The organism is Streptomyces sp. NPDC127084 (genome assembly GCF_042724175.1).
Lineage (GTDB): Bacteria > Actinomycetota > Actinomycetes > Streptomycetales > Streptomycetaceae > Streptomyces.
Genome location: NZ_JBHXFA010000177.1, coordinates 1 through 13,319, shown reverse-complemented (window position 1 = coordinate 13,319; position 13,319 = coordinate 1). Strand labels below are relative to the sequence as shown.

General features: G+C 69.9%; 6 protein-coding genes and 1 pseudogene. 1 reads left to right on the top strand and 6 read right to left on the bottom strand.

The features are described 5' to 3' along the window. Positions 1 to 91: 91 nt before the first annotated feature. Positions 92 to 1,819 carry an FG-GAP repeat domain-containing protein gene (locus ACFWI9_RS29125; RefSeq protein WP_387166640.1) on the bottom strand — a complete coding sequence of 576 codons (1,728 nt, stop codon included), beginning with the start codon at positions 1,817 to 1,819 and terminating at the stop codon, positions 92 to 94. Positions 1,820 to 2,262: 443 nt separating this feature from the next. Then, a complete protein-coding gene (locus tag ACFWI9_RS29120; protein WP_387166637.1) occupies positions 2,263 to 3,378 on the bottom strand; it encodes a serine hydrolase domain-containing protein in 1,116 nt (371 codons plus the stop codon). A gap of 154 nt (positions 3,379 to 3,532) precedes the next feature. On the opposite strand from ACFWI9_RS29120, the gene ACFWI9_RS29115 reads away from it, so the two are divergent. Next, entirely contained in the window at positions 3,533 to 4,414 is an 882-nt protein-coding gene (locus ACFWI9_RS29115; RefSeq protein ID WP_387166633.1) for a GyrI-like domain-containing protein, read from the top strand. 217 nt (positions 4,415 to 4,631) lie between these two features. Here the strand turns inward: ACFWI9_RS29115 and ACFWI9_RS29110 are convergent, their stop codons facing one another. From ACFWI9_RS29110 to ACFWI9_RS29095, 4 genes and pseudogenes are all read right to left on the bottom strand, one after another. Further along, positions 4,632 to 10,934, bottom strand: a complete 6,303-nt coding sequence (locus tag ACFWI9_RS29110) for a DNRLRE domain-containing protein (protein WP_387166629.1) — start codon at positions 10,932 to 10,934, stop codon at positions 4,632 to 4,634. Between the two features lie 578 nt (positions 10,935 to 11,512). After that, positions 11,513 to 11,986, bottom strand: a complete 474-nt coding sequence (locus ACFWI9_RS29105) for a hypothetical protein (RefSeq protein ID WP_387166626.1) — start codon at positions 11,984 to 11,986, stop codon at positions 11,513 to 11,515. Between the two features lie 79 nt (positions 11,987 to 12,065). Next, entirely contained in the window at positions 12,066 to 12,905 is an 840-nt protein-coding gene (locus ACFWI9_RS29100) for a hypothetical protein (RefSeq protein WP_387166624.1), read from the bottom strand. Between the two features lie 106 nt (positions 12,906 to 13,011). After that, a pseudogene (locus ACFWI9_RS29095) lies at positions 13,012 to 13,319 on the bottom strand (hypothetical protein); the annotation flags it as partial.

Below are 13,319 nucleotides of genomic sequence, written 5' to 3'. Positions count from 1 at the left end.
GGCTCCATCACTACAATCACCACCGCCCCCACACCGCAACCGGCGGCAAACCACCCATCACCAGGTTGACCAACGTCCCTGGGCAGTACAGCTAGAACAGCAGGTTGAACCGCTGCCAGCCGCCGCTGACCTTCACCCGTGCCGCGTACGGCTTCGCCGCGACGCCGGTGCCCTTGTAGTACCAGAGCACGCCGGTCTTGTCCCGGGCCACCAGGTCCGCCCTGCCGTCGGAGTTCAGGTCACCGGGCGCGACCACGGAGTTGTAGATCTGCCAGCTGGTGCCGACCTGCACCCGGCCGCCGAACGGCTTGGCCGCCGTGCCGGTCCCCGCGTACAGCCACTGCTTGCCCGCAGTGTCCCGCGCTACCAGGTCGGCCCTGCCGTCACCGGTCACATCGGTGCCGCCCGCCAGGGAGTTGTACACACCCCAGCCCGCGCCGATCTTCGTCCTCACACCGAACGGCGCCGCCGTGTTGCCCGTGCCCGGGTACAGCCACAGCACGCCGGAGGCGTCCCGCGCCAGGAGGTCCGCCTTCTTGTCGCCGGTCAGGTCGGCAGCGCCCGTGAGGGAGTTGTAGATCTGCCAGCCGGAACCGACCTTCAGCCGGGTCTTGTAGATCCCGCCGTCGCCGCTCGTCCGGTAGAACCACAGCACGCCGGCCTTGTCCCGCGCGACCGCACCCGGTCCGCTGCTCTGCACGGTGATCGGGCCCAGGCGCGTGATCGCCGAGTACCGGTTCCAGTCGCCGTCCCAGCCGACCGGGTCGACCGGGTCGAAGAGCGAGCGCGCCTTGCCCGTGCCCTTGTAGTCCCACAGGCCGCCCTCGGCGTCCCTGCCGACCAGCCGGTACCGCTGGATCACGGGTACGGAACTGCTGATGCCGAAGTCGCTGCGCGCCTCCGGGTTGAAGGTTCCGTAGTTGTAGACGTCGTACGTCATCTCGGCGCGCAGCTTCCATGCCGGCGCGGTCGCCGCGGCCTTCAGCGTGTACGTCACCGTGTAGTCGCCCGGCTTCTTGACATCGCAGCGGGCCTCGCTGCCCCAGCCGATCTCACCGAGCGAGTGGTCGCACTCCGCACCCGCCGGGTCGTTCGAGGTGATCGAGTCGACCTGGACCTTCAGCTCGCCCTCGTCCCAACCGCGGAATCCGGGCGCCGGCGGGAAGCTGATGTTGAGCTTGCCCTTGTCCACGGCGTGGAGCTTGACCGTGTGCTTGACCGAGCCGCCCGCCGGGAGCGTCGCCGTGGCCGGCTTCATCGTGTTCAGCGCGACGTGCGCGCGGGATTTCACGGCGATCGAGGCGTGCGTGTGCCTGCCGTCGACCGGACGGGAGGCGGCCGTCTGCGCCTCCTTGATCCCCTTGTCGAGGTCGGCACCGCGCGGAACGTACACGAGGCCGACGTACGCGGTCAGCCCGTGCGCGGCATTCGCGGCGGCTGACACCTCCGGGCCGGGGCTGTCACCGGAGTCGTTGACGTCACACAGGTAGACCCCGGTGATGCGGGCCTGCGGCTTGCAGGAGGGGAATTGGGACCAGTCCGCCTTCAGCCCGCTCGGCAGCCCGCCGGTCCAGGCCCCGGACTTGAGCTCCTTCTTGCTCAGCGCGTAGACCCATGTGCCGTCCGGCCGCCCGTCGTGCGAACCGCCGGACCCGGTGGGCGCCACCCCCACGTACCCTTCACCCGGCATGAGGACCGCGTCCTCGAGCGGGTCGAAGTAGTACGTCGGGTCCCCCGCCGCGTGGGCCGTACCGGTTCCCAGGACCCCGCCGGTCGCCGCCATCACGACCGCCACCCCGGCACCCAGAGCTCTGCGCAAAATATCCCCCTACCTACTACGTGTCTCGGTCGGCTGACGCTAGCACCCCCCGCCGGCCCCCCACCGCGTGCCCCCGCCGCTCCTAGGGCAGGCACACAGAAGGACCCCGGCGCGCGCCGGGGACGCCTGCAATCTGATGGGGCTGCTCGTCGGCTGCGGCGGAGACTTGGAACCGGGCGGGTCCAACATGTACGTGCGGGCGACTCGAGCAGGGGGCACCGTGGTGAGCGAAGCCCGGTTCTGCGCACCGGACTGGGAGGATCACGGCTGACACCGGCAGCGGTTGAGGACCAGGCTCAGCTTGCCGGGTGGCCGGCGGTCGCGCCGTGCGGGGTGGAGCTGAACCGCGACCGGCTGGCGGAGGTGGTGGTAGTGGCCCGCTGCCGCAAGATCGGCTGGAGCCGTCGGCCCCAGGACGGATCACCCGGTAGGGACCGTGTCTGTCAGCGCAGTCCGCTGTAGGCGGCCATGATGATCTCCATGCCGCGATTGTCCTCCTGCCGGTCCCGGTCGATCATCTGGTTCATGACGTAGGCCACCGTCATGCGTGAGCCGGGGTCGCTCGCGACCAGCGAACCGCCCCAGCCGCCCCAGCCGAAGGTGTTGCCGAACTTGCCGAAGCCCGCTGTCCAGCACATCGGCGTCCCCAGGATGCGGTCCTCACCGCGGAACACCTCGTGCCACGCGGGCTCGCAGCCCTGGGGGGACAGCAGCCGCACGCCGCCGGCCGTTCCCTGGTTCGCCAGTACCGACTGGACAAGGGCGACAGAGCGAGCGTTGCCGAAGCCGTTTACCGCGGGGACCTGCGCGCGGCGCCAGGCCGCTGAGTTGGCGTCCTTGACCCGGATAGCGGCACCGGTGTTCTCCCGGGGTACGCCGTCCGGTCCGGGCGGTGCGGTGGCGGCGTACTCGTCGGTCAGTGAGGGGGGCGGGATGAGCGGGGCGACGCGGGGGTCATGTTCCGCGGAGAGCCCGATGTGGAAGTCCGCGCCCAGCGGCTTGGCCACTTCCTCGGCGAAGAACTCGCCGAGGCCGCGGCCGGTGATGCGGCGGACGATCTCACCCACAAGGAACCCGAAGGTGAGCGCGTGATAGCCGGCTGCCGTTCCCGGTTCCCATTCGGGCGCCTGCGCGGCCAGCCCTGCCGTCACGCTCTCCCAGTCGTAAAGCTCCTCGACCGCCATCGGCCCGGACAGGTCCGGCAGTCCTGCGGTGTGCGACAGCACGTGTCGTACCAGCACGCTCTCCTTCCCGGCCGTGGCGAACTCGGGCCAATAGGCGGCGACCGGCGCGGACAGATCGAGCAGGCCTCGGTCGGCGAGGACCAGCGCACACAGCGCCGTCATGTTCTTGCTCGTAGAGTTCACGCCGACGATGGTGTCGCGCTCCCAGCGGATGGAACGGGCCGCGTCGGCGTACCCGCCCCAGATGTCGACCACCGGCTCGCCGTCGAGGTAGACGGCTGCCGAGGCGCCCGTGTCGTCCTTGCCGAGCAGCGCTGCCAGCGTCTCCCGGACAGCGGCGAACCGCGGCTCGCAGAATCCCTCGATGTCAGTCATGGGTGCAAGCCTCAGGTAGCGCCGGGGTTCCGGCCCGACAATTCCCGCACTGGTTTTGTCGGGCGCCTGAGGTGCCGCCGCGGTCCTGCGGCTGCGATTGGTCGGCAGGTGGGCGTTCCTACAGTGGGGACACCAGAACGAAGGACAGATACGCATGCTGGAGCGGCTCAATCAGGCGCTGGACCACCTGGAGGCCTGCCTCGACCAGGAGATCGACATGGCAGAGGTGGCCCGGATCGCCGCGGTGTCGGAGCACCACTTCCGGCGGCTGTTCTCCGCGCTCGCCGGGATGCCGTTTCCGGTCTACCTGCGGCGCCGGCGGATGACACTCGCCGGTGCCGAGGTGCTGGCCGGGGAGCGCACGCTGCTCGATGTCGCGGTGCGGTACGGGTACGGCTCGGGTGAGGCGTTCGCCCGGGCGTTCCGGTCGGTGCACGGCATCGGGCCGGGTGAGGCCCGGCTCAAGGGCGCCGTGCTGACGTCCCAGCCGCGGATGTCGTTCCGTGTCGTTGTCGAGGGGAGTACGACAATGCGATACCGGATCGTGGAGAAGGAGTCGTTTCGGTTCGTCGGCAGGAAGGCACGGGTTCCGCTGGTGCACGAGGGGGTCAACGCGGCCGCCGCGGCGCACGTGGAAAGCCTGGACGAGCAGGCGGTCGTCCGGATGAAGGGACTGGCGGACGGGGAGCCGGAGGGGGTCCTGTCGGCGGTGGTGCACCTGACCGACAGCCGGGAGGAGGGCGCCGAGGTGGACTACTGGGTCGGCGTGGCGACCGGTCCCGAGGCTGTTGCGGAGGAGTTCGACGCTCTCGACGTGCCGGCCGGGACCTGGGCGGTCTTCGACAACCACGGGCCGTATCCGAGCGCGCTCCAGGAGCTGTGGCGGGACGTGTTCACGCAGTGGTTCCCCTCGAACCCGTACGGGACCCGGCCGGGCCCGGAGCTCTTGCGAACCCAGCCGGTGGAGATCGGCGCGGAGACCGACTCCCAGCTGTGGATCCCGGTAGAGCGGGTCAGCGGGCGCGCCGGGGCGTGAACACCGGTACCTGGACGCCACCTTCCGACACTGAAGCCACCGTCGCCTCCTGCTCCTCGGTGGCCGGATGGCGCACGGGGCTCTCCGCGGTGCGGCGCAGCATACCCAGGTCAGCCGAGCGAGTGAACGTGAGGTGAAGGGGGCAGGCTGCATCCACGGCGATCGGGTGCGGCGGACGTGTTCATCCCGCCGCACCCCGAGTGACGCCGCCGGTCGCTCAGCGGTCGCCCAGCCACTGCATCGCGGAGCCCATCGCGGCGAGATGGGCACGCACCACACGGCCCGAGGTGCTCCTGAACGGCACCGCTTTCTCGAGGCCGCGGTGGTTGCCCGTGAACTTGCCCATCAGCCAGTCCTTACCTGTGTCCCGAAAGAACTTCTTCCACCGGCGGCTTTTGGGATCGCGTCGGAGGATGCCGTTGTTGTAGGCGTTCTTGTAGACCGCCAGTCCAAAGGCCGCGGCGCCGGCCACGGCGCAGGCCGTTCCCGCCGTGACGGCGCAGATGCCGATGCTCGCGTACCCCGCGACCGAGGCGATGCGCTCCCGGTGCCTGGCAAGCCAGCTGTATGCGCGCTTCGTTCCGCGCTGCATCCTGTCCCAGGAGACCCTTCCGTCGAGGTCGAATCGGTTGACCGGGTCGCCGTTGCAGTACTCGTAGGCGTTGGCGTTTCCGCCGGGGACGGGGTCGACCTGGAGGAAGCGTCCGGTGGTGGGGTCGTAGAGGCGGACGCCCATGAGGATGGCGCCGGTGACGGTTTCGCCGGAGCGCTGCTTGCCGCCGAGCCAGCCGTAGCGGGCGCTGGCATCTCTGGCGTTGCCGTACTCGTCGTAGGCCAGAGCGACAGGTGCCTGCTCGGTGTCCAGGGGGAGTTGGACGGTGGTGTCCCCGTGGATGTCAGTGAGTTGGAGGACGGTGTCGCCGGTGGCGCTGGAGATGGCGTCGAGCTCGCCGCCAGCGCCCTGGACGTTGCGGGTGAGGGCGCCGTCGGTCTCCCGGGTCCAGTCGGGGCTGTCGCCGTCGGTGCCGTAGTGATTGGTCTTGGACGCGGTCTGGGCCCAGGTTCCGCTGGTGTTGGTCTCGGTGGTCCAGGCGGCGAGGCGGCCGACCGCGTCCAGGGTCCAGGTCTGCCGACTGGTGCCGGAAGTCTGGGTGCGGACCAGGTCGTTGGCGTAGTAGCCGATGGTCGCTCCGGTGGATTGGGAGGTGGTGCGGCCGAACGCGTCGTGGACGGTGCCGGACGTGACGAGGCGGTCGCCGGTGTCGTAGAGGTACGACGTGGTGGTGGCGCCGGCGGACGTGCAGGTGGCGCCGATGTCGCCGGTGGAGGTGATGAGGGCGGTGCGGTTGGTGTTCTTGTCAAAGGTGTAGTCGCGACGGGTGCAGGATCCGTCTGGGGCGGTGTCGTCGGCGCGGGTCAGACGCCCGGCGGCGTCGTAGGTGTAGCCGCGGGTGCGGGTCTGGCCGTTGGAGCCGGATTCCGCCGCGACCTGGCCGTGGACGGTCCGGTCGGCGGTGTCGGAGGCGACGATGGTGCCGTCGCTGTCGCGGGTGTACACCCGGGAGGTCTCCGCACCGGTTTCGTCCTGGGCGGTGGTGAGGGTGTAGCCGCCTGCCAGGGTCCGAGTTCTCAGGTCGCCGTCCGCGTCATAGGTGGCGGTGAAGGTCCCGGCGGCAGAGTCGGTGCGGGATGTCTCGAGACCGCGCGGATCCTTGGCGGTGTCGTAGGAGAAGGTGGTGGTCGACGGGGCGGAGTCGGTGGTCTTCACCGGCCGCCCGAGTTGGTCGTACTCGGTGGTGGCGGTGTTGCCCGAACCGTCGCTGTAGGAGACCTCCCGGCCCAGCTTGTCGTATACGTGCTTGATGGTGCCCGCGCTGGAGGAAGTGGTCGCCACGTCACCGCTGTCCGCGTCGTAGGCGGTGGTCACCGCTGGGACCGCCGTGCCGCTGCCGCTGCTGCCGGCGACCACGGTCAGGATCGTACGCCCGGCGTCGTCACGAACGGTGAGGTTGGTCCGGGTGACGCCGTTGGCCGTCTCGACGGTCTTGGCGGTGCTGCCCCACCGGTCGTACTCCATCGTTCTGGTGGGCAATTGGGACGGGTTGGCGCCGCCACCGGTGATGTCACCTGCCGGGCCGGTCGAGCAGACCAGATCGGCCCACTCCGGCTTCCCGCCGCACGCGCCGGTGCCGGTGGCCGAGTAGTAGGTGGTCACCGTGGTGCCCGCGTCGGAACCGGAGGACTTCGGCAGGCTCGTCCTGGTGACCCGGCCCTGGGAGTCGTAGGACGTGGTGGTGGCGATGGCCAGTCCGTCGGGGTCGGTCACCTGCGAGGTCGGCAGGCCCTTGGCCCAGTCGTACGAGGTGGTCGCGGTACGGACGTCGCCGTCGGAGGGGTAGCCGTCCACGAAGGCACCGGTCTTCACCGTGGTCGGCTGGTTGGACACCGTCGCCGTGCCGTCCGTGGGCCTCCCCTCGTCGTACGAGGTCGCGGTGTGCGCTCGTGCCGGGACGGCGGTGCCCGCCGCCAGGTCCGTACCGCCTGCGCCCGCCTTGAGCGCCGAGGTCAGGGTGACGCGGTGCAGCGGCCCGTACTCGGCGGTCTTCCTGAGCCCGTCGGAGGAGTGGACCGACCGGGTGGAGAGCCGTTCGGCACGGTCGGCGGTCGACATGCCGCCGATTCCGAGCACAGCGAGCCGGGCCAGTCCGTCGCCACCGGTGGCCAGCGCGAGTTCGCGGTTGGCCGCGGTCAGCTCACGGGCCACATTGCCGAACCGGTCGTACTCGGTGGTGGTGATGTGCCCACCGGGGGTGGCGGTGTTGACCTCGCGTCCGGAGGCGCCGATGTAGGTGACCGTCGCCCGTTTGTAGTGCCCCGGGGACAGGTCGGAACCGGTGTGGGAGAAGGCCACCGCGTCGGCGGGGAACACCGCTGTGGCGTCGGTGGGCACATCGCTTTGGCCCCATGCGCCGACGGACTCGGCGCTCATGGCGTTGGGCGCCTTCGCCCCGGAGACCGGCACGTCGTAGACCACACGCGTGAGGGCTGCAGTGCCGTCCAGCTCACTCGCGCTGCCGGGGGTCAGATTGGCTCGTCCGGCGCCTAGCAGCATGCCGTCACCGGCGGTGGCCGCGTTGCCGGCCTTGCCGTACTCGAATCCCCAAGGAAGTTCGCCGGGGGGCGTCAGTGTGCTGACGCGGCCCGCGGAGTCGTAGAGGTAGGCGGTCTTCAGCGCGGGGCTGATCCGCGGGTCCCACACCTGCCGAAGCCGCCCCGAGTCGTCGTAGGCGTACTGCGCCACCGCGGTGGCCGTCGCGGCCGAGGCTCCCGGTTCGGTGGCCCATTGCATGATCTGCCGGACCCGGCCAGTGTGGTCGCCCAGGTCGGCTCCGGCGGCGGTGGTGGACGTCGCGTAGATGAACTCAAGTATCCGGCACCCCGCCGTGGACGGGGTCGACTCACAGGTCGCGGCGCTCGCCGCAGAGGTCGGCGCGATGACGTACCTCGGGCGGGCGAGGACCTTCCCGTCGACCGTGACCGCCTCGGAGACCACCTTGGTGGTGGAATTGTCGGTGGGCAGGTAGGTCGAGGAGACCTGCCAGGTCGTCGCGCCGGAGGCGACCTTGGCGAAGGTCGTGGTGGTGCCCTGGTCGTCCTTGAGCGTGAATGACCCCGTCAGTGATCCGGTCAGCGCCAGGTCCCCCGAGCCCGGTTCGGGGGACCAGCCTCCGGAGGAGGCGGCGGTGAAGCCGGTCTCGGTCCCGTCGAAGTCCACCAGGGCCACCGAGGTGGCCGAGGTCTTGCGGACATACGCCCAGCCGGATTCCGTCAGGTCGGCCGAGATGCCAGAAGCCCACTGGGGGCCGAAGACGGCTGCCTGTCCCTCGGCGTCCGCCCCCGCCGACGGCCTGCGGGATGACGCCGTCCGGGATATCGAAGCGCCGAAGCCGGATGCATCGGTCGCCGAGAGGGAGTAGTCGCCGGTGAGGAGGTTGACCGAGCCCGGCCCGACGCTTTGGGAGGGCGCGGTGCCGGCTTTCCGGTCCACGGTGACGGTCGCGGTCTGGGTGTGGCCGGTGGTCGTGGCGTTGGTGAAGGCGGCGCGGATGTCGATGGGGCCGTCCTCGGTGAGCGAGGAGGTGACGTTCCAGGTCAGTGCCGGGGGCGCGCCGTCGGTGGTGGCGACCGGCCAGGCGGAGAGGGCGGAGCCGTCGGCGGTCCGGGTGACGTCGGCCGCCGGGACGTTCTGCCAGGAGTCGGTCTCACCGCGACGGTACTGGTAGGTCACCGCGGTGTACCCGGTCCTGCCTTTGGCGGTGAGGCCGATCCGGCGGGCGCTGGTGTCACCGTCGGCGGGGGTGAGGAGTCCGGCGCCGTCGGTGCCCACGCCGAACGAGTAGCGGGTGGTTGCTGCGGAGACATTGCCTCCGGCATCGATGGTCTGGGCGTAGAGGCTGCGCCATCCGTCGGTGGGGTTGAGGGAGAAGGTGAGGGTGTCACCTCCGGTGCCGTCGGTGGTGTCGTTCACCCGGTTCGGCATCGATCCGTCGTCCAGGCCCCAGTTGAAGCCCTGGCCGTCGGCGGAGTCGGTGTCCAGGGTGCAGGTCACCGGGCCGTCGGCCTTGGCGGTCCAAGTGCCTTCCGGGTACGCGTCGCAGCGGACCGTCGGGGCGGCTGGCTTTTCGGTGTTCAGCAAGAAGGTGGTGTGACCGGACCAGGGGCCGTAGTCGGTGCCGTCGTGGCCGCGTGCGCGGAACCTGAGGTGTGCTCCGGCCGGGAGTGCCGATGCCTGCGGGATGGTGATGGAGGCCGCGGATCCGGAGGCCACCGAGGCGGAGGTGCCGGTGTAGGTGTAGGTGGTGTCGGCGTAGTTGGGGTCGGGCGTGACCTCGAACTGCGCCTTGGACGCGGAGCCGTCCGGGTCGGTGACCTTGGCCGACAGGATCGGGGTGAGTGAGGTGACGTGCCGCTTGCCGTCGTAGGCGTTCCTGGTCATCGGAGAGATCGACCAGGACGAGGTGGTGGTGTAGGAGTTGTAGGTGACTGTCAGGTGCGGCTCGGCCGAATTGTCACCGGAGGCGTAGTCCGAAGAGCGGAAGCGGCGCCAGGTGAGGGAATCGGACTCGTCCGCGCTGCGTATCTGGAGACCGTAGTTAGGCCAGCCATCGGCCCAGGACTGCACGATCGCGTCGATGTCGTAGTTCATCGTGCCGGCCGGGCAGGAGGAGGAGTAGCCGAGTGCGGCCTTGTTGGTCACCGCCCCGCTGTCGGTGGTGGCCGGCTGTGCGCCCCAGGTGACCGACGAGGACGACCAGTCGCCGGTGATGCGCCGCACCTGGGTGCCGGCGCCGGTGGTGGCGCAGGTCGAGGAGTAGTACGAGTGAAGGGCGAGGTTGGTGTCGATGATGTGCTTGCCCCGGAGGCTGTCCACATCGAACTTCAAGTAGGAGCGAGCCTTGTCAGTCCCGCCGTTGTAGGTACCGGACTTGAGCTCGCCGGAGGACACCTGGGAGTCGGTGTAGCCGGGGGTCTGGACCCAGGTGTCGGTGGTGGTCGCGAGTGTGGAGGTGGGGTCCACGATCACCGGATAGGTGGCCGTCGCCAGGAAGGCCGCGTCGGGCTTCAGGACGAGTGTCTGTTTGCCGTTGTCATCGGTCTCGATGGCGGTGGTGACCCGGGCTTGGTGCTCCGGCTCACCTGACGCCGGGTTTCTGGTCGAGTCCCACATCACCGGCGCAGGGGCCTCCGCTACCAGCTTGCCGGAGGTGTCCTTCAGCAGCAGATGTCCCGACTCCGCCTGCGACAGCTTCAGCCCGTCCAGGTTCAGCGGCATCCGATAGACCTGCGCCTCTTCCGGGGCGCGATCCAGCACGATGTACTGGGAGAAGCCCTGCGCCAGCGCCGACACCTTCAGTGTCCGCCCGCCGCCGAGTGCGTAGGAGGCGGTGTCCTCCTTCACCACCGGAGTGGGGAGCTTGTCCTCCCAACCGAGGCCGAAGGATCTGTCTCCCTTAGACACCGAGGCCAGCGCCTTGTCGCCACCGTCGGACACCGCGACCTCCGCGACCGCCGCCTCCGGGGTCAGGCTCGCCCCGGTGTCCGACAGCGAGGTGTCGATGTCCTGCCACGAACCGTCGTCCTGCTGCACCCGGACCGGGGCCGCCGACACCGACGTCTTCAGGAGACCGCTGGGGAGCGCCCAGGTCGTGGAGACCGCGGACCGCAGGGCGAGGATCTCGATCCTCCGGTTCTGCAGCCGGGCCATCAGTGTCGCCGATGCCTCGTCGCGTGCCTCGGCGGGTCCCTTCGCCTTCGCCTTCGCCGACGGCGGCTTCGCGGCGGCCACTGACTGGGTCACGACCGCCACCGCCGTCCCGGTGGGCTCCACCACCAGCGCCGCCTCCGCCGCCAGGAGCAGCGAGACCGCGCCCGCTACCCGACGCAGATGCCCACGCCGCCCCCCTGCGGCGGCACCGTCTCCGGACCGGCCCGCACGCCTGCCCGCAGCCCCAGAACTCACGACAGTCCCCTCACACGTCTTCTGATGGAGGAGCGGAGACTGACAGGCAAAGGGGATATGAAGCAAACAAAGATTGTCCAGTACGAAACAAACAGCTACTACCGGTACATCCTTCAACCATGCACGATGTGCCGATTTGCCGGGTACTGCCGCACGGGACACGGATCGGGGTCGGAAAGCCAACGCGGCGCCGCGACACCCGCGTTGGCCCCATCAGTAGTGGAGGTCCGCTGCCCCGGCCAGCCGCGGCACCCCGATCGTCCAGCGCCCGTCAGGGGGTGCTTCCGTCATCGAATCGATACGAACCGACAGGCAGCCGGTTCGCCTGCCGGACATCGGTGCGCGCCCCATACAGGTGAAGCCGATCTGCAGCCCTCGGCACACACTCTCTTGAGCAGTCCAGGCCGGAACCATCCACCCGGCTACCTCGGCCAAGTGATGCGGGTGGCTGCCCCGCCTTGCAGCAGCGCACCGCCGAACGCCACGCGGCGGGAACGCGCCTGGGCCCGCAACCCGTCACAGCGCGGCGCCCGAAGCCGCGGTGGCCTCGCTCGCTTTCCTTTGGAAACCTGTGCGGGCTAGGCCCCGCCGGGCAGCCCCAGGGCGGCCATGAGGGCTGAAGAGAGCTCTTCCGCGAACAGGGCCGACCCCCTGAGCGTCTGCCGGATGGCTTCCTCGTCAGGCGTCAGTCCGGCAGCGGCCGACCAGGCGAGGGCGCCGGCCACGGCCGCTTCGATGGGGAAGTGCTCCAGAGGTATCTCGTAGCTCTTCGCTGTCTCCCGGTTGAGCAGGCCCTCCCAGCTCTTGCCGTCCGGCGTGACAGCCTCGACGAACCCCACATCACTGTCGAGGAAGGACACGATGACGGCCGGTGCCCCCGTTCGCTGGACGAGGTTCGCAAGGCTGCGCCGTCCGGCGTCGGCGAAGTCCGTGACGTGCCAGCCCTCCGCCAACGCCTGCGTGTCGTCAATGCCCGTGAAGCCTGCTGCCCGCATGAGCTGGCGCAGTTCCCCTGTGGACCGGGTCGTCAATGATCCGCCTGAGTTTCCCATGGCCTGCAAGGTAGCGGATGCCTCTGACAAGCGGACTCTGGAGATTCCACAGGTGGCCGCGACGAGATGGAGCTGCCCCCTACAACGCGTCGACCGCTGCCACCTTCCAGCCTTCAGAGGTCAGCGTGAGCGTCATCCGCACCCGGTTCAGATCGACGCGGGGCGCTTCGATCTGACTGCTCCGCGTGACCTGGTTGACGAAGAGCAGCACGATCGCCTTGTCGGGCGAGGCCGACACCACCGATGCCGCGGGGACGCCGCCTCCGGGTGGGGAGGCCACCGTCGCCTTGACCACCCCCTGGTACTTCTTCGCGGTCGGCGCCACCACGGCCTTGGTCGTCCTGCGGTACTCGTCACGGAAGGCTCCGGTGAGATGCCCGCGCGCCGCGGCGAAGTCACGCTCCAGATGCCGGTAGTCGTATGACAGGACGACTGGAGCAGCCGCCCGCGCGGCCGTGAGTGCCTGCTGCCGTGCCCGCTCCGTACGCCGGCCGTCCCCGTAGTCCTGGGCGAGCACGGCGGCCCCGACCAGGGGAGCCGCCGACAGAACGGTGAGCAGTGCCATCACCAGTTTGCGTCGCCTGCCGCCCGAAGGCCCCCCGGTGTCTTCGGGCTCCGGCTCCGCGTCGTCCTGCTCCGGCTCCTGCGCCGTCTCCGCGCCGGGAACGTACCGATCGGAGCCCTCCCAGTCCGGTGCCTCCCAGTCCGGTTCGCCGACGTCCGTTTCCGGCTCCTTCGTGCGCAAGGTGCGCCCGGAGACCGGCCCGGGCGAGGACGTTCCGGTGCGCCGGTCCGAGGATCCTCCCACGGGGAGGCTGTCGCCGCGCGCGGTGCGCTTGGCCGCCGCTCGTGCGGCCGCGGCCATCGAGCGGCGAGCGGGGGAGCCGACGCCACGGCCTCGGGTGATCGGGTTCGCCATGGGCTTTCTCCTCACTGATGGTGCGGGTGTGCGGGTGTGCGGGCGGCGCGGCCGGCGTCTGGTGGCGCCTGTCGTGGCCCCGCCCTGGAGGGGTTCCGGGCGCCCGTCAGCCGACGAACTCGACATCGGACGTCAGCCAGCGACCCCCTTCGAGCACGAGGTCGAGCTGCAGCCGATAGGTGCGCACTCGGCCATCGGGGGCGGCCGTATTGGTCACCTTGCTGTCGGCGACCACCAGCACCCGGGCGGACTTCTCGTCGGCCCGGGTGATGCCGGCTTCGAGAACCTGCCCCTGGGAGACCGATCTGTTCGCGGCGACCAGCTTCGTCAGTTCGCCCGTCTGCGCGGCGAACTCCTTCTTGAAGTCCCCTGTTGCGCCCCTCAGTACGTTCTCGCTGTCCCTCCTGTAGTGCC

Excerpts from the sequence above, each read along its gene's own strand:
- ACFWI9_RS29120 (WP_387166637.1), bottom strand. The coding sequence starts at position 3,378 with ATGACTGACATCGAGGGATTCTGCGAGCCGCGGTTCGCCGCTGTCCGG.
- ACFWI9_RS29115 (WP_387166633.1), top strand. The coding sequence starts at position 3,533 with ATGCTGGAGCGGCTCAATCAGGCGCTGGACCACCTGGAGGCCTGCCTC.
- ACFWI9_RS29105 (WP_387166626.1), bottom strand. The coding sequence starts at position 11,986 with ATGGGAAACTCAGGCGGATCATTGACGACCCGGTCCACAGGGGAACTG.
- ACFWI9_RS29100 (WP_387166624.1), bottom strand. The coding sequence starts at position 12,905 with ATGGCGAACCCGATCACCCGAGGCCGTGGCGTCGGCTCCCCCGCTCGC.